17 protein-coding genes are annotated in these 14613 nt (G+C 68.5%); 9 read left to right on the top strand and 8 right to left on the bottom strand.

All coding sequences use genetic code 11. From position 1 onward, the window contains the following. The first annotated feature begins 117 nt into the window (after window positions 1–117). The gene (locus LCHO_RS12675) at window positions 118–1908 is read left to right on the top strand and encodes an acyl-CoA dehydrogenase (RefSeq protein ID WP_012347559.1); all 1791 of its coding nucleotides are present in this window, start codon (window positions 118–120) and stop codon (window positions 1906–1908) included. After that, window positions 1905–2864: an NAD(P)H-dependent flavin oxidoreductase gene (locus LCHO_RS12670; RefSeq protein WP_420805706.1), complete on the top strand. Its 960-nt coding sequence runs from the start codon at window positions 1905–1907 to the stop codon at window positions 2862–2864. Before LCHO_RS12675 ends, LCHO_RS12670 begins: the two co-directional genes overlap by 4 nt. 4 nt (window positions 2865–2868) lie before the next feature. On the opposite strand, the gene LCHO_RS12665 is transcribed toward LCHO_RS12670, so the two are convergent. Both LCHO_RS12665 and LCHO_RS12660 read right to left on the bottom strand, forming a co-directional pair. Beyond that, window positions 2869–3063, bottom strand: coding sequence for an anti-sigma factor family protein (locus LCHO_RS12665; protein ID WP_012347557.1), 195 nt, complete (start codon window positions 3061–3063; stop codon window positions 2869–2871). Window positions 3064–3068: 5 nt separating this feature from the next. Beyond that, window positions 3069–3638, bottom strand: a complete 570-nt coding sequence (locus tag LCHO_RS12660; RefSeq protein ID WP_012347556.1) for a sigma-70 family RNA polymerase sigma factor — start codon at window positions 3636–3638, stop codon at window positions 3069–3071. Between the two features lie 144 nt (window positions 3639–3782). On the opposite strand from LCHO_RS12660, the gene LCHO_RS12655 reads away from it, so the two are divergent. From LCHO_RS12655 to LCHO_RS12625, 7 genes are all read left to right on the top strand, one after another. After that, the gene (locus LCHO_RS12655; protein WP_012347555.1) at window positions 3783–4070 is read left to right on the top strand and encodes a BufA1 family periplasmic bufferin-type metallophore; all 288 of its coding nucleotides are present in this window, start codon (window positions 3783–3785) and stop codon (window positions 4068–4070) included. 24 nt (window positions 4071–4094) lie between these two features. Further along, window positions 4095–5024, top strand: coding sequence for an MbnB/TglH/ChrH family RiPP precursor modification enzyme (locus LCHO_RS12650; protein WP_012347554.1), 930 nt, complete (start codon window positions 4095–4097; stop codon window positions 5022–5024). Further along, window positions 5021–5884: an HvfC/BufC family peptide modification chaperone gene (locus LCHO_RS22230; protein WP_012347553.1), complete on the top strand. Its 864-nt coding sequence runs from the start codon at window positions 5021–5023 to the stop codon at window positions 5882–5884. The genes LCHO_RS12650 and LCHO_RS22230 overlap by 4 nt, the downstream gene beginning before the upstream one ends. Continuing rightward, on the top strand, window positions 5877–6494 hold the full coding sequence (locus LCHO_RS12640; RefSeq protein ID WP_012347552.1) for a CDP-alcohol phosphatidyltransferase family protein: 618 nt from the start codon (window positions 5877–5879) through the stop codon (window positions 6492–6494). Before LCHO_RS22230 ends, LCHO_RS12640 begins: the two co-directional genes overlap by 8 nt. Window positions 6495–6628: 134 nt before the next feature. Next, window positions 6629–7177, top strand: a complete 549-nt coding sequence (locus LCHO_RS12635) for a Spy/CpxP family protein refolding chaperone (protein ID WP_012347551.1) — start codon at window positions 6629–6631, stop codon at window positions 7175–7177. 74 nt (window positions 7178–7251) lie between these two features. Further along, window positions 7252–7950: a response regulator transcription factor gene (locus LCHO_RS12630; RefSeq protein ID WP_012347550.1), complete on the top strand. Its 699-nt coding sequence runs from the start codon at window positions 7252–7254 to the stop codon at window positions 7948–7950. A gap of 27 nt (window positions 7951–7977) precedes the next feature. Then, window positions 7978–9405 carry a HAMP domain-containing sensor histidine kinase gene (locus LCHO_RS12625; RefSeq protein ID WP_012347549.1) on the top strand — a complete coding sequence of 476 codons (1428 nt, stop codon included), beginning with the start codon at window positions 7978–7980 and terminating at the stop codon, window positions 9403–9405. A gap of 82 nt (window positions 9406–9487) precedes the next feature. On the opposite strand, the gene LCHO_RS12620 is transcribed toward LCHO_RS12625, so the two are convergent. The 6 genes from LCHO_RS12620 to LCHO_RS12595 form a co-directional block, all read right to left on the bottom strand. After that, window positions 9488–10996 (bottom strand): DEAD/DEAH box helicase, encoded by a 1509-nt coding sequence (locus LCHO_RS12620; RefSeq protein WP_012347548.1) that lies wholly within the window; start codon window positions 10994–10996, stop codon window positions 9488–9490. A gap of 367 nt (window positions 10997–11363) precedes the next feature. Next, the gene (locus LCHO_RS12615) at window positions 11364–12179 is read right to left on the bottom strand and encodes a mechanosensitive ion channel family protein (RefSeq protein WP_043704276.1); all 816 of its coding nucleotides are present in this window, start codon (window positions 12177–12179) and stop codon (window positions 11364–11366) included. Window positions 12180–12320: 141 nt separating this feature from the next. Next, window positions 12321–12719, bottom strand: coding sequence for a hypothetical protein (locus LCHO_RS12610; RefSeq protein ID WP_150105468.1), 399 nt, complete (start codon window positions 12717–12719; stop codon window positions 12321–12323). A 2-nt stretch (window positions 12720–12721) separates the two neighbouring features. Beyond that, on the bottom strand, window positions 12722–13009 hold the full coding sequence (locus LCHO_RS12605; RefSeq protein ID WP_012347545.1) for a hypothetical protein: 288 nt from the start codon (window positions 13007–13009) through the stop codon (window positions 12722–12724). Window positions 13010–13176: 167 nt separating this feature from the next. After that, window positions 13177–14277 (bottom strand): Tim44 domain-containing protein, encoded by a 1101-nt coding sequence (locus LCHO_RS12600; RefSeq protein WP_223210441.1) that lies wholly within the window; start codon window positions 14275–14277, stop codon window positions 13177–13179. Window positions 14278–14321: 44 nt separating this feature from the next. Then, window positions 14322–14546, bottom strand: coding sequence for an RNA-binding S4 domain-containing protein (locus LCHO_RS12595; protein ID WP_012347543.1), 225 nt, complete (start codon window positions 14544–14546; stop codon window positions 14322–14324). Window positions 14547–14613 lie beyond the last annotated feature (67 nt).

Here is a 14613-nt window from a genome sequence, read left to right as displayed (position 1 = left end):
TGCGCTGCGTCGTCGTCTGCCGCTGACAGCCAGACAGAACAACACCGAGAAAAGAGGGCGCCCAACCATCGGTTGCGGCGCCCTTGTTCCATCTGAAGACACTCAAGGAGACTGAAAATGACCTACCGCGCCCCGCTCAAAGACCTGCTTTTCGACATCAAGGAGCTTGCCGGCATCGATGCGCTGACCGCCTTGCCTGGCCTCGAAGACGCCGGCTACGACACCGCCGTGGCCGTGCTCGAAGAATGCGCCAAGCTCAACGAGCAGGTGATCGCGCCGCTCAACCGCGCCGGCGATATCGCGCCGAGCTGGTTCAAGGACGGTGTGGTGACCACCACCGCCGGCTTCAAGGAAGCCTTCCGTGCGTTTGCCGAGGGCGGCTGGCAAGGCCTGCATCACCCGGACGAGTTCGGCGGCCAGGGCTTGCCCAAGCTGATCCACGCGGCCTGCATCGAGATGATCAACAGCGCCAACCTGAGCTTCGCGCTGTGCCCGCTGCTGACCGATGGTGCGATCGAGGCCCTGCTGACCGCCGGCAGCGACGCCCAGCGCACCACCTACCTGCCCAGGATGATCGACGGCAGCTGGACCGGCACGATGAACCTGACCGAGCCGCAGGCCGGCTCCGATCTGGCCGCGGTGCGCACCCGCGCCGAGCCGCAGCCCGACGGCACGTACAAGATCTTCGGCACCAAGATCTTCATCACCTACGGCGAACACGACATGGCCGAGAACATCGTGCATCTCGTGCTCGCGCGGGTGGTCGGTGCGCCCGAGGGTGTCAAGGGCATCAGCCTGTTCGTCGTGCCCAAGTTCATGGTGAACGCCGACGGCAGCCTGGGCGAGCGCAACGACGTGCACTGCGTCAGCATCGAGCACAAGCTCGGCATCAAGGCGAGCCCGACCGCGGTGCTGCAGTTCGGCGACCACGGCGGCGCGGTCGGCCAGTTGATCGGCCAGGAGAACCGCGGCCTCGAGTACATGTTCATCATGATGAACGCGGCGCGCTTCGCCGTCGGCGTGCAGGGCATCGCGGTGGCCGAGATGGCGTACCAGAAGGCGGTGGCCTACGCGCGCGATCGTGTGCAGTCGCGCCCGGTCGACGGCTCGGTGGCGGGTTCGGCGGCCATCATCCATCACCCGGACGTGCGCCGCATGCTCAGCACGATGCGCGCGTATGCCGAAGGTTGCCGCGCGCTCGCGCTGGTGTCCGCCGCTGCCTACGACGCCTCGCACTCCCACCCGGACCCCGAGGCGCGGCAGCAGAACCAGGCCTTCTACGAATTCATGGTGCCGCTGATCAAGGGCTTCAGCACCGAGATGAGTCTCGAGGTCACGTCGCTGGGCGTGCAGGTGCATGGCGGCATGGGCTTCATCGAGGAGACCGGCGCGGCGCAGTTCTACCGTGATGCCAAGATCCTGACGATCTACGAGGGCACCACCGCGATCCAGGCCAACGACCTGGTCGGTCGCAAGACCGCGCGCGATGGCGGCCGCACCGCGCGTGCGATCGCCGCGCAGATCGAGCTGACCGAGATCGCGCTGGCCTCGCACGACAGCGCCGCCGCGCAAGCCTTTGCCAAGCGGCTGAGCGCCGCGCGACTGGCGTTCCTCGACGTGGTCACGTTTGTCGTCGCTGGCACCAAGTCCGACCCGAACGCGGTCTTCGCCGGCTCGGTGCCCTACTTGATGCTGGCCGGCAACCTGATGGCCGGCTGGCAGATGGGCCGCGCGCTGCTGGCCGCCGAAGACAGCCTCAACGAGGGCGAGGACACCGCCTTCATGCAGGCCAAGATCGCCACCGCGCGCTTCTATGCCGACCACATCCTGACGCGGGTGCCCGGCCTGCGCGACAGCATCGTCGAAGGTGGCGAGTCCGCCTGCGCCCTGGCGCTGGAGGCATTCTGATGGCCCTGCCCGCAGCTCTCGCCAAGGCGCGATTTCCGGTGATCGGCGCGCCGCTGTTCATCATCAGCAACCCCAAGCTGGTGATCGAGCAGTGCAAGGCCGGTGTGATCGGCGCCATGCCGGCACTCAACGCCCGGCCGGCCTCGCAGCTCGACGACTGGCTGGCCGAGATCACCGAGACGCTCGCCGCCCACGACGCTGCCCATCCCGAGGCGCCGGCCGCGCCGTTCGCGATCAACCAGATCGTGCACAAGAGCAACGACCGGCTCGAACACGACCTGGCGCTGTGCGGCAAGTACCGGGTGCCGATCGTCATCACCAGCCTGGGCGCGCGCAGCGACGTCAACCAAGCGGTGCACGGCTGGGGCGGCGTGGTGATGCACGACATCATCAACAACGCCTTCGCGCACAAGGCGATCGAGAAGGGCGCCGACGGCCTGATCGCGGTGGCGGCCGGTGCGGGCGGGCACGCGGGGGTCAAGAGCCCGTTCGCGCTGATCCAGGAAATCCGCCAGTGGTTCGACGGCCCGCTGGCGCTGTCGGGCTCGATCGCCAGTGGCGGTGCGGTGCTGGCGGCGCAGGCGATGGGGGCGGATTTCGCCTACATCGGCTCGGCCTTCATCGCCACCCATGAAGCGCGTGCCAGCGACGACTACAAGCAGTGCATCGTCGACAGCGACAGCGACGACATCGTCTACAGCAACCTCTTCACCGGCGTGCACGGCAACTACCTGAAGGCCTCGATCCGAGCCTCCGGGCTGGACCCCGAGAACCTGCCCGAGAGCGACCCCAGCAAGATGAACTTCGGCGGCGACACCGCCAAGAAGGCCTGGAAGGACATCTGGGGCTGCGGCCAGGGCATCGGCGCGATCGAGCAGATCGTCGGCGCGGCCGAGCTGGTGGCGCGCTGGCAGCGCGAATACCAGGCGGCCCGTGCGCGCCTGTGCGTGGCCTGACGGGCTATTCGCCGTCGCGGTATTGCCGCCACTGCCCCATCGCCCCGCGCATCAGTTTGACCTGGCGCTCGAAGGTGGGGCAGGCCTTGCAGATCAGCATGTGAATGCGCACCACCAGGCGTTCGCCCGGGGCGAGGCGGCGCTCCTCGCCTTCGAGCACCAGGCGGGTCACGTCGCGGCATGTGCGGTTCAGTCGCATGGGATTCACGCTCGGGCCTTTGATGGGTTCGGATGGTTGAACCAGCGCAACTGCAGGCAGTCACGCAGCCGCAATCGGGCGCGATGCAGCAGCACGAACAGGTTGGTCGAGCTCAGGCCGAGTTGATTACAGATTTCCGTCGTCTCCAGTTCGAGCCACTCGCGCATCATGAAAACCTGGCCTTGCTGGCCGGGCAGATGTTCGACGCAGGCGTCGAGCACCTCGATGAACTGACGCTGGCCGAGGCTGGCCTCGGGGTTGCCCCATTCGTGCGGCGCCTCGCGCCAGTGGCCGTCGGCCTTGAACAGCAGGTCGTCGATGTCCTGGTCATCGTCGGGCGTGGCCGAGATCTCGCGGCCGTGGCGGCGGATCTGGTCGACCAGCTTGTGCTTGAGAATGCCCACCAGCCAGGTCTTGAGCTGGCTCTGGCCGGCAAACTGCTGCGGCTTTTCGAGTGCTGCGAGCAGCGTCTCCGACACCGCATCCTCGGCCCAGGCCTCGTTGCGCAACTGTTTGCGGGCGTAGCGCATCAGCGGCTCACGCAGGCCCTGCAACTGCGACGCCAGGTCGGTCATGCGTATCCTCGAATCTGTTTGCGCCGCAGTGTAAGGACTTCACCACCTGCGGCGACAGAGTCGACGTCGGCATCGCTGATCGACAATTCAATTCATGTTTCCCGCGCTTGCATGCGCAATACCCAGATACCCAGGAGTTGTCCCATGAGTCAGACCCGCGTTGTTTCTTCCGCTTTCGCCGCTGTTTTCGCCCTCGGCCTGGTCGGCCATGCCGCAGCCGCCGACGACATGTCCGGCGGCAAAAACAAGGAAAAGTGCTACGGCATCGCCAAGGCCGGCCAGAACGATTGCGCCAGCCTGTCGGGCAGCCATTCCTGTGCGGGCCAGTCGACGAAGGTCAGCCCGGACGAATGGAAGTACGTGGCCAAGGGCACCTGCAAGTCGATGAAGGGCATGAGCGCCGACGAAGCCAAGATGGCGATGAAGAAGTAAGTACCTCGCCGCCCGCCGCACACCATGCACGTCCCGCCCAACACCGGCATGTCCGCGCTGTCCGCCCGGCCTGAGCCGCCATCGGTCGGCATCGGCTTGCGCCACCCGCATGCCCGCGAGTTGCTTTTGCTCCAGCCCGCGCTCGGTTTCGTCGAAGTGCATTCGGAGAACTACTTCGCCGACGGCGGGGCGGCGCTCGGCGTGCTGGCGCAGGCGCGCTCGCACTATCCCGTCAGCCTGCACGGTGTCGGCCTGGCGCTGGGCAGCGCGGCGGGGCTGGACGCCTGGCACCTCGACCGGCTGGCGGCGCTGGTGCAGCGCATCGAGCCGGTGCGGGTGTCGGACCACGCCTCGTTCGCCCGCGTGCCGGGCCGGCGCGGCGGGCCGGTCTGGCATGCCAATGACCTGCTGCCGATTGCCCGCACCGAAGCGGCGCTGCAGATCCTGATCGACAACGTGCAGCAGGTGCAGGATCGCCTGCGCCGGCCGATCCTGGTCGAGAACCTGTCGGCCTATCTCGGCTGGGCCGACGATCTGCTGCCCGAACCCGACTTCTTCAACCAGCTGACCCGCCGCAGCGGCTGCGGCCTGCTGCTCGACGTCAACAACCTGGTTGTCAACGCGCTCAACGCCGGCTGCGACGAGGCCGGCGCGGTGGTGCAGACCTGCGACTGGATCGACCGCATCGACGCCGCGAGCGTCGGCGAAATGCATCTGGCCGGCTACTGCGACAGCGGCGAGATCGTCATCGACGACCACGGCAGCCGCGTGCACGCGCCGGTCTGGCAAGCCTTTGCGCACGCCCGCGCACGCCTGCCGGATGTGCCGGTGCTGATCGAGTGGGACACCGACCTGCCCGCGCTCGACGTGCTGCTCGATGAAGCAGCGCTCGCCCGCGAGTGCGCTGCCGCCGTGCATCGGCCCCGTCGTGAGCTGACGGCGGTGCACGCATGAACGCGGCTGACGCCCGTCAACACGAACTGCTGCGCCAGCAGTGCCTGCTGCGCGCCCTGCACGGCGACGGGGTCACGGCCCTGCGCGGCTGGGCACACCTGCCGTCGCGCAGCCGGCATGACCTCGAACGGGGTTACCTCGCCTACAGCGCCAACGCGGCGGCGTCGGCCGAGCGGGCGCTGGCAGCGCGCTATCCGACCGTGCAGGCCTTGCTCGGTGAGGACTCGTTTGCGCAGCTGGCACGTCATCTCTGGCATGCCGAGCCCGCGCAGCGTGGCGATCTGGCGCAGTGGGGCCACGGCCTCGCGGCTTTCATCGCGGCGAGCCGACAACTGGCCGACGAGCCCTATCTGGCCGACGTCGCTCGCCTCGACGCTGCCGTGCATGACGCCGAAAACGCGGCCGACGCCGAGTCCGATCCCGCCAGCCTGAGCGATCTGGCCGGCACCGATCCGGCCCGCCTGTACCTGCGCCGGCCGCCCGGCGCGTCGCTGGTCGACAGCCGCCATCCGATCACCGCGATCTGGCTGGCGCATCACGACGCCGATCGGATCGGGCGTGACGATCGGTTCGCCGCCGTGCAACAGGGTTTCGTGGCTGCCGCCGCTCGGACCGACCCGGCGGCGCTGTTCGACACCGCCTGGGTCTGGCGCGACGGCTGGCAGGTGGCGGTGCGATCGGTCGATCCTGCCACCGCAACGTTTGTGCGCCGCGTGCTGGCCGGCGACAACCTGGCCGCGGCGCTCGATGCGGCGGGCGCAGCGTTCGATTTCGAGCGCTGGCTGATGCAGGCGCTGCGCGAGCGCAGCCTGCCGGGCCTGTCGGTCGAGCCCGACGTCAACATGGCCGACGATGTTTGACCGGCGCGCCATCGCGCTGCTGTCGCCGTGGCTGGCGCGGGGTGCGGCCGCGCTGGCGCGAGCCGGTGTGCATGCCGACGCGGTCACGTGGTTCGGATTCGCGCTCGGCGTGGCCGCGGCGGGCGCGATCGCCCTGCAGGCCTGGCTGCTCGGCTGGGCGCTGATCCTGGCCAGCCGGCTGGCCGACGGGCTCGACGGCGCGCTGGCCCGTCACCGCTGCGAGGCCAGCGCACGCGGTGCGTTTCTCGACATCACGCTCGATTTCCTGTTCTACGCGCTGGTGCCGCTGGCGTTCGCCTGGGCCGACCCGGTGGCCAACGCGCTGGCCGGGGCGACGTTGCTGGCCGCCTTCATCGGCACCGGCAGCAGTTTCCTGGCCTACGCCGTATTGGCCGAGCGCCAGGGGCTCAAGAGCCTGGTCTATCCGCGCAAGGGCTTCTATTACCTCGGCGGCTTGACCGAAGCCAGCGAGACGCTGCTGTGCTTCAGCCTGATGTGCCTGTGGCCGGCGCTGTTCAGCGTCTGGGCCTACGGGTTTGCGGTGCTGTGCCTGGCCACCATCGTGACGCGGGTGGTGGCCGGCTGGCGCCAGTTCGGCGGCGCCGCCTGAACACCGGGCCGCGTCAGAAAAGAAACGATACAAGCCGAAACTCGCCTGCAAGGACGGCACGATCTGGCGCGGGCAACATCCTTTCCATCAACCCCGCGGTCAAGACACCGCATCAACTGGAAAGGACACGCATCATGCAAACCCTGATCAAACGCAGTCTGTTCGCCCTGATGGGCGTGGGCATGGCCATCAGCTTGGCCGCTTGCGGACACGGCCCGATGGGCGGTGGCGACCCGATGGGCGGCGCCGGCGAGATGATGGGCATGCACGGCGGCGGCGGCCATCACCGTGGCCCGATGAACGAGGCCGATGCCGCCAAGCGGCAGGAGCGCATGCTCGAGCGCGCCACCAAGGAGCTGTCGCTCGACGACGCGCAGAAGCAGCGCCTGGCCACGCTGATGAGCCAGATGCATGCGCAGCGCAAGGCCATGATGGGCGAGCCGGGCAAGGGCCCGCGCGAAGACATGCAGGCGCTGATTGCCGGTGAACGCTTCGATCGCAGCAAGGCGCAGGCGCTGGTCGATGCCAAGACCGGCGCGGTCAAGGCCGCCAGCCCGCAGCTGATCGCCGCGGCGGGCGATTTCTTCGACAGCCTCAAGCCCGAGCAGCAGGCCAAGGTGCGCGAGTTCATGGCCAAGCGTGGCGGCGGTCGCCACCAAGGCATGGGCCGCCATCGCGACTGATTCCGGTCGCTGGACCGTGGCACGGGCGGCGAGCTGACGAGGCTCGCCGCCTTTTCGCATGGGATCATTCCGACATGCCGCGCCTGCTTCTGATCGACGACGATGAACATCTGGCCGCGCCTCTGGCGGCCTATCTGCGCCGTTTCGACCTCGACCTCGATCACGCCGAACGTCCCAGCCTCGGCCTGCAGCGGCTGGCCGGGGGCGGCTATGACGCGGTGATCCTCGACGTCATGCTGCCCGAGATGGACGGCTTCGAGGTCTGCCGCGAAATCCGCAAGACCAGCCAGATCCCGATCCTGATGCTGACCGCGCGCGGCGACGTGATGGACCGCGTGATCGGCCTCGAACTCGGCGCCGACGACTACCTGCCCAAGCCCTTCGAGCCGCGCGAGCTGGCGGCGCGGCTGCAGACCATCCTGCGGCGCCAGCGTGCGCCCGCGCCGGCAGCGGCGGCGGTGTCCACGACCCCGCTCGTTTTCGACGGACTCGTGATCGACCTCGAGCGCCGCCAGGTGCTGGTGCAGGGCCGGCCGGTCGAACTGACCGGCACCGAGTTCGAGCTGCTGGTGCTGCTGGCGCGCGAGCCGCAGAAGGTGTTCAGCCGTGACGACATCCTGATCCGCCTGCGCGGGCAGGAGTCCGACGACCTGTTCACGCGGGCGGTCGACATCCTGGTCAGCCGGCTGCGCAAGAAGCTCGAGCCGCTCGATTGCATCAAGACGCTGCGCAACGCGGGCTACGCCTTTGCCGGCGCCCGCCTCGTGCCGTGACTGCGGCGCCCCGTGCCGGTGCCTGACATGGCCGAGCGCGATCCCGTCAGCCAGCCGCCGCGTCTGCAGCGGCTGGGCGTGCGGCTGATGCTGCTGTTCCTGCTGCTCGCGCTGGTCATGACCCTCACGTTCATGACCGGCATGCAGCGTGCGCTCGGTGGCGGATGGCGTGCGCTGGTGCGCCCGCTGGTGGCCGATTACGTCGACCGCCTGGTCGCCGACATCGGCAGCCCGCCCGACGAGGCGCGCGCCCAGGCGCTTGTCGATCGGCTGCCGGTGGCCGTGCGCATCGAAGGCCCGCAGGTCAACTGGTCGTCGCACCCCGACGGCCTGCCACGCCAGCCCTTGCCGCTGCGCCCGATGCATCGCCCGCCGTGGTTGCGCGGCGAGGGTGATGCGGTGGGGCGGCCGATGCATCCGAGGATGCGCTCCGATGACGACGCCGCCGAGGCCCCGTCGGGCGAGCGTGGTTCGTTCACGCTGACACGTCGCAGTGCCGACGGCCACCGCATCGTCTTTGCCCTCGGCGAGGTGCCGTTGCGTCATCAGCCGCGGGTGATCGGCTGGATCACGCTGGCGCTGCTGCTGCTGGTCACCGCGCTGGCCTATGCCGTGATGCGCCACCTGTTGCGTCCGCTGGCCGAGATCCGCGCCGGTGCCGTGCGCTACGGCCGCGGCGATTTCGACGAGCCGATCATCGTGCGTCGCGGCGACGAGCTCGGCCAGCTCGCCGGCCAGATCAACACCATGGCCGGCGAACTGCGCCACATGCTCGACGCCAAGCGCGCCCTGCTGCTGGCCATCAGCCACGAGCTGCGCTCACCGCTGACACGCGCGCGCCTGAACGCCGAACTGGTCGACGAAGGCAGCGCCCGCGATGCGCTGCTGCGCGACCTGGGCGAGATGCGCGAGCTGATCAACGATCTGCTCGAGAGCGAACGCCTGGCTGCCGGCCACCGCGCACTTCAGCCCGAGGCCACCGACCTGGCCGCGCTGGTGCGTCAGACCGTGGCCGATGTGCTGGACAGCCGCGGGGTTCGTGCGGGCGAATCCGCGCCACGGGTCGAGCTGCAGCTCGACGATCAGCTGGGGATGAGCCGCGTCGACCCGGCACGCTGGCGCCTGCTGGTGCGCAACCTGATCGACAACGCCCTGCGTCACGGCCGGCTGGCGCCGGCGCCGGCCGAGGTGATCGTGCGCCTGCAAGCCGACGGCGATCAGCTGCTGCTGAGCGTGCGCGACCACGGCCCCGGCGTCGATGCCGAACACCTGGCGCACCTGAGCGAGCCGTTCTACCGCGCCGATGCCGCCCGGGCCCGCCACACCGGCGGCGTCGGGCTGGGCCTGCATCTGTGCCGGCTGGTGGCGCAGGCGCACGGCGGCACGCTGACGCTGCGCCCGGCGCAACCCGGTCTGGAGGTCCAGGTGCATTGGCCCCGATACCTGCCCGCGTGACCCAGAACATCCGCGCCAGGCAATAAAAAACCGGCCCAGAGGCCGGTTCGAAGTGTGTTGACGCCGCAGCGTCAGCAACCCTTTAGCGCGGGGTGAAACCGCGCGGGCGGCCACCGAAACCACTGCGGTCGGCAGGACGGCCGCCACCATGGGCGCCCGGGCTACGATCGCCGTCATGGCGACGTGCGCCAGTCGGGTGGTGATGGCCACCGGCACCACCGTCGCTGCCATTGAAATGGCTGCGCGGCGCGGCGCCGAAACCACCGTCACGCGGGGCGTGGCTTTCACGGTCACGGTTGTTGAAACCGCCCGGGCCCGGACGGCCACGGCCGCTCGGCGCGCCGTAACCACCCGCACCGCGGTGCGGCGGACGGCCGGCATCACGACGCGGTGCACCACGGCTGAGGAACATTTCCGGCGCGGGGCGGGTCGGTTCCAGGCCGGCGATGACCGTCACCGGGATGGTCTGGGTCGTGAACTGCTGGATGCGGCGGATCATGCCGACGTCACGGCGCTCGGCCAGCGTGATCGCGCGGCCGGTACGGCCGGCACGACCGGTGCGGCCGATGCGGTGCACGTAGTCCTCGGCCTTCATCGGCAGACCGAAATTGATCACGTGGCTGATGGTCGGCACGTCGATGCCGCGGGCGGCGACGTCGGTGGCGATCAGGACCTTGATCTCGCCGTTGCGCAGCGCCATCAGCGTGCGGCTGCGGCGACCTTGCGGCATGCCGCCGTGCAGCGGCGCGACGGCGTGGCCCAGTTCGTACAGGTGAGCGGCGAGCTCGTCGGCGTCACGCTGGGTGCTGGTGAAGACCAGCGCCTGCTGCATTTCGCGTTCGGTCAGCAGGTGCTCGAGCAGCTTGGCCTTGTGCTCGATGCTGTCGGCCCACAGCAGTTGCTGTTCGATGTTCTCGTGGTTGTCGGTGTGGCTGGTGATCTCGATGCGCTTGGCGTCGCTCTTCAGGATCTGGTCCGCCAGACGGCCGACCTGACCGGCGAAGGTGGCGCTGACCATCACGGTCTGGCGCTCTTGCGGCAGCGATTCGGCGATGCGCTCGATGTCTTCGATGAAGCCCATGTCGAGCATGCGGTCGGCTTCGTCGAGGATCAGCATCTCGACGTCGCCCAGCACGGCCTTGCCGCTGTTGAGGTGGTCGATCAGGCGGCCGGGAGTGGCGATCAGGATGTCGAGCGGCTTGCGCAGCGCGGCCAGCTGGGCCGGGTAGGGCACGCCACCGACGATGGTGGCCACGCGCAGGCCGGCCACGTGCTGGCCGTAGGTGCTGGCCGCCTTGGAGACCTGCATCGCCAGTTCACGCGTCGGTGCGAGCACCAGCACGCGCGGGCCGCAGACCTGGCCCTTGGCGCGGGCCTTCGACGGGTCGTTGCGGGCAGCCAGCACGCGCTGCAGCGCCGGCAGCACGAAGGCGGCGGTCTTGCCGCTGCCGGTGTTGGAGCACACACGCAGGTCGAGACCTTGCAGTGCGGGCGGAATGGTCTGTGCCTGAACGTCGGTCGGCGTGTCGTAGCCGGCGGCGGTGACGGATTTCAGGATGGCTTCGTGCAGGCCAAGGGTGTCAAAGGTCATGATTGCTTCAGTCTTTCAATGGCGCCGGCCCGTTTCTGCGGGAAGGAGCCTTGCAGGTGGTCGTCGGAAGACGACCGCGCATGGGCAGGGCAACACGAAGCCGGCGCGGCATCCATCAACGCGCAGGGGATCGCGAAACATCTGGGGGGAAGGAAAGCCCGCCCGGTCGAACAGCATCGCCGCCGACCGCGCCTGCAACCCCGCAGATCTGGCCGAGAAGGCCGTCTGCCGGAGGATGTGAGGGAAAGAGGAAGGTCAGAGCCGATGAACGAGACAGCAACGCCCCACGGATGGGGCGTGCGCGGCGCAGTGTAGCGGATTACCCGCGGTTGTTGTTGCACTGCGCAACAAATTTCCGCGGGTCGGTTCAGGCCGCCGGGACGATGTGATGGATGGCGCTGGGTGTCGGCGCGGGCCAGCCGGCTTCCTTGGCGACCCGGGCGATCGCTTCGTTGGTGTCGAAATAGACCTGCCAATAGTGGTCGGTGTGGGTGTAAGGACGCACCGAGATCACGCAGCCGACCAGGTTGAAGTCGAGCAGGTTCACCTCCGGGGCCGGGCTGGTGGCCACATTGGGGATCTGGGCGACGGCGGCCTTGAAGCGCGCGATCGCGTCCAGCGGGTCGACGCTGCCGGCGAGCTGTGCGGTGCGATCGACGCGGCGCACCGGCATGGACGAGAAGTTCTGGATCGTGTCGCTGAAGGCCTTGCCGTTGCCGACGATCGTCTGCACGTTGTCGGGTGTCAGCAGCGTGGTGCCGAACAGGCCCAGTTCGCGCACCGTGCCGGTCACGCCGCCGATGGTGACGAAATCCCCCACCTTGAACGGCTGCAGCACCAGCATGAAGGCACCTGCGGCGAAGTTGCCCAGCATGCCGCTCCAGGCCGCGCCGATCGCCACGCCCACACCGGCCAGCATGGCCGCAAACGAGGTGGTCTGGATGCCGAAGTAGCCCAGGATGCCGAGCACCAGGGTGATGTTCAGCGTGATCGCGACGATCGAGCCGAGGTACTTGGTCAGCGTCGGATCGACCGCATTGCGGTTCATGGCCGCTTGCATGACTGCAATCACTCGGCCGATCAGCCAGCGGCCGACGATCCAGAATGCGACAGCGGCCAAGATCTTCACCGCCAGATCGCTGACGGTGGTGCTGAGAAAAGTCTGCATCGACTGCATGTCCATCATTGAGTCCTCCTCGTGCTGAATTGCACGCAAGAACTTTGAATGATTTGTGCAGTTTCAGCTAGACGGAATGCTCACCTGTTGTTTCCATCCGACCCGGCGTGTCGAAGCTCGACCCGTCGACCTTCGCGGTGCAAGCGTTCAACGCGCCAGCGACAGCAATTCGCCCATGCCGCGTGGACAGGCCGACCAGGTGTCGGCATAGACGACCCGACCGCCGGATCTGCAGCGCACGACCTGGGTCGCGCCCGGTGGCTGCGGGCTCGGGTCGGTGATGCTGGCCAGCACGGGCAGCGGCGTTCCCGTGGCGCGGCTGAAGGGATCGAATCCGCCGGCCACGACGGTCGGGCGACGCAGCAGCGCGGGGTCGGTCGAATCCTCGACGGCAGCGGTCGATGCGGATCGCCAGGGTTGCTGCAGCATCTGCCAGACGGCATCTGCGTCCAGCCGCTGCGGCCAGGTGTAGACCGCCATCGCGGTCGCCATCACGGCCAGGGCCAGCCAGCCCGGCGGGTGACGTTGCAGGGCGAGCAGATGCATCATCACGCTGCACGGGTGGTGCGGACGCGGCGGTGGTGCATCAGATCGGCCTCGATCTGCTGGGCGAGGAACGCCGGCGTCGCCGCCGGTACCCGCCACTGCAACAGCGCGCCCAGCGCCACGGCACACCAGCCCAGCGGCAGCAGCAGGTCGAAGGCCTGACGCTGGTTGGGCTGCAGGAACAGCGGCGTCAGCAGCATCACGCCACCGAGGCTCAGTGCCGCAACGGCGCGCAGTTGCTGGTGCTCGCGCGCCGAGTGCAGGCGGCGGGGGGCTGGTCGATCGATCATCAGGAACTCCCGTGGCGTGGTACCGGGTCAGGGCCCGGGCGTGCCGATTCTGTGATCGGGTCGATGCGCCCGCTGTGACTGAATGTTGATCGATCCGGGCACAAAAAAACGGCGCCTTGGCGCCGTTTCGGGGTGAGTCTTCTGTCCGCCAGGCGGGCAGAGGTGGCTCAGTTCGTTTGCTGGATCCCCGAGATCGCCCAGTTGCGGCTGCCGTCACGCGGCTGCACCAGGTGCCAGATCTCGTCGAACGATGTCACCGGCGCGCCCGCCGCTTCACGGATCTGGCCGTGGTAGCGCACGCTGACAATGTCGCGATCCGTGTCACGGGTCAGGTCGAGCACTTCGGCTGCCACGTCGACCACGTCGGTGGTCTGCGGGGCGTTGCCACGCTCCTGCAGTTCAAGGCGGATGTGGGCGAACATCTCCGGCGTCGTGAAGCTGCGCAGGTCGTTCAGGTCACCGCTGTCGTTGGCCGCCTGCATGCGGATGAAGATCATCTTGGCGATGCGTTCGAAACCAGCCTGGTCGAAGTCGGCCGGCAGGTTGGCGGCGGCGGTCGGCGCTGCCCCGATGGGCTCGAAGGCCGGGGCGGAAGCCGAATTGAATCCGGCCGAGTTGCCGGCCTGGCCAAAGCTTGCTGCCGCGCTGCCTTCTTGCGCATTGCTGCGCTGCATCGCGGCCGGCCAGGCAACCTGCGCGCCGCTGCCGGCGCTGCTGCCTGCGGCGCCGGCACCCGCCGGCGCCCAGTCGCCTGCAGCCGGGGCCGTCTTGCCCTTGCTGCCGAAGCGGCGCATCAGGAAGGCCACCAGCGCGATCGCGGCGACCGCCAGCAACGCCATCATCAGGAAGTTGCCGAACGCTTCGCCCAGGCCCAGATGGCTCATCAGCGCGGCGATGCCGAGACCGGCGGCAAGGCCGGCGATCGGTCCCATCCAGTTGCGCTTGGGCGCTGCAGCCGGTGCGGCACCGGCCTGTTGACCGGCTTGCTGGCCCGGCTGCGCGGCAGGCGCCGGCTTGGCGGGCGTTGCTGCGCTGTCATTGCGTGCGGGCATGCTGCGCTGCATGCCTGCAGAGCCGCCGCTGCCGAGGCGCTTGGCCTCGACGTCGGCAGGCAGCGTGGTGGTGACTGCAACCAGCGCCATCAGGGCAGCCAGCAACCAGTTTTTCATTGTGTCGTCCTCAGGTGTTTGTGAGATTGATGCCTTGCCAGATGGCGTTGGCGCTCGCGAATTCAAGGGTTCTGTCAAGACTCGCGAAGCCAGGGCCAATGTAAGAGTGCGATCGCGCGTCGCAAGTTCCCTCGACCGCCGTTTTACGGTGCACCGGCGGCCACGAGCACGCGAGAGCCGGCGAACGTCACGCACTGACCGGCGCGCACCTTGCAGGTCTTGCGCAGTTCGGTCTGGCCGTCGATCTGCACCAGGCCTTGTGCGATCAGCGCCTTGGCGGCGCCGCCGCTGTCGGCCAGGCCGGTGGCCTTGAGCAGGGCGTCGAGGCCGATGTGGTCGCCGCGCAGAGTGAATTCGATGTCGTTCATGGCCAGGAGTCTAGGGTGCCGGCGGGGCGCTGGTGCACGCCGATAATCCAGCGCGCGCCGGAATGGT

Source organism: Leptothrix cholodnii SP-6, assembly GCF_000019785.1.
GTDB classification, from domain to species: Bacteria; Pseudomonadota; Gammaproteobacteria; order Burkholderiales; family Burkholderiaceae_C; genus Sphaerotilus; species Sphaerotilus cholodnii.
This window is presented reverse-complemented; position numbering and strand designations above follow the sequence as displayed.

Excerpts from the sequence above, each read along its gene's own strand:
- LCHO_RS12675 (WP_012347559.1), top strand. The coding sequence starts at position 118 with ATGACCTACCGCGCCCCGCTCAAAGACCTGCTTTTCGACATCAAGGAG.
- LCHO_RS12665 (WP_012347557.1), bottom strand. The coding sequence starts at position 3,063 with ATGCGACTGAACCGCACATGCCGCGACGTGACCCGCCTGGTGCTCGAA.
- LCHO_RS12660 (WP_012347556.1), bottom strand. The coding sequence starts at position 3,638 with ATGACCGACCTGGCGTCGCAGTTGCAGGGCCTGCGTGAGCCGCTGATG.
- LCHO_RS12655 (WP_012347555.1), top strand. The coding sequence starts at position 3,783 with ATGAGTCAGACCCGCGTTGTTTCTTCCGCTTTCGCCGCTGTTTTCGCC.
- LCHO_RS12650 (WP_012347554.1), top strand. The coding sequence starts at position 4,095 with ATGCACGTCCCGCCCAACACCGGCATGTCCGCGCTGTCCGCCCGGCCT.
- LCHO_RS22230 (WP_012347553.1), top strand. The coding sequence starts at position 5,021 with ATGAACGCGGCTGACGCCCGTCAACACGAACTGCTGCGCCAGCAGTGC.
- LCHO_RS12640 (WP_012347552.1), top strand. The coding sequence starts at position 5,877 with ATGTTTGACCGGCGCGCCATCGCGCTGCTGTCGCCGTGGCTGGCGCGG.
- LCHO_RS12635 (WP_012347551.1), top strand. The coding sequence starts at position 6,629 with ATGCAAACCCTGATCAAACGCAGTCTGTTCGCCCTGATGGGCGTGGGC.
- LCHO_RS12630 (WP_012347550.1), top strand. The coding sequence starts at position 7,252 with ATGCCGCGCCTGCTTCTGATCGACGACGATGAACATCTGGCCGCGCCT.
- LCHO_RS12625 (WP_012347549.1), top strand. The coding sequence starts at position 7,978 with ATGGCCGAGCGCGATCCCGTCAGCCAGCCGCCGCGTCTGCAGCGGCTG.
- LCHO_RS12620 (WP_012347548.1), bottom strand. The coding sequence starts at position 10,996 with ATGACCTTTGACACCCTTGGCCTGCACGAAGCCATCCTGAAATCCGTC.
- LCHO_RS12615 (WP_043704276.1), bottom strand. The coding sequence starts at position 12,179 with ATGGACATGCAGTCGATGCAGACTTTTCTCAGCACCACCGTCAGCGAT.
- LCHO_RS12610 (WP_150105468.1), bottom strand. The coding sequence starts at position 12,719 with ATGCATCTGCTCGCCCTGCAACGTCACCCGCCGGGCTGGCTGGCCCTG.
- LCHO_RS12605 (WP_012347545.1), bottom strand. The coding sequence starts at position 13,009 with ATGATCGATCGACCAGCCCCCCGCCGCCTGCACTCGGCGCGCGAGCAC.
- LCHO_RS12595 (WP_012347543.1), bottom strand. The coding sequence starts at position 14,546 with ATGAACGACATCGAATTCACTCTGCGCGGCGACCACATCGGCCTCGAC.